This window comes from Virgibacillus oceani, from assembly GCF_041521345.1.
In the GTDB taxonomy this organism is placed as follows: domain Bacteria; phylum Bacillota; class Bacilli; order Bacillales; family Amphibacillaceae; genus Virgibacillus_N; species Virgibacillus_N oceani_A.
On the sequence record NZ_JBGOHB010000099.1, the window covers coordinates 1 to 255 of the forward strand.

Consider the following 255-nt stretch of genomic DNA (forward strand, 5'->3'; position numbering starts at 1 on the left):
TTCTGTGTTCGGCATGGGAACAGGTGTGACCTCTCCGCTATTGCTACCAGACAAGGAATGTCCGTAAAATAAAGGACAAGACATATTATATGCATTCTCAAGAAAAAATGCAAGGGTTTTTTTAAGAATATACCCTAAAAACTAAATAAGAGTGTAAAACGACATGGTTAGATTTAGTTAAGTCCTCGATCTATTAGTATCCGTCAGCTCCACGTGTCACCACGCTTCCACACCGGACCTATCAACCTCATCGTC

General features: G+C 40.8%; 1 rRNA gene. It reads right to left on the reverse strand.

The features are described 5' to 3' along the window. Nucleotides 1–173 precede the first annotated feature (173 nt). Nucleotides 174–255 (reverse strand): 23S ribosomal RNA (locus ACDX78_RS23325); the annotation flags it as partial.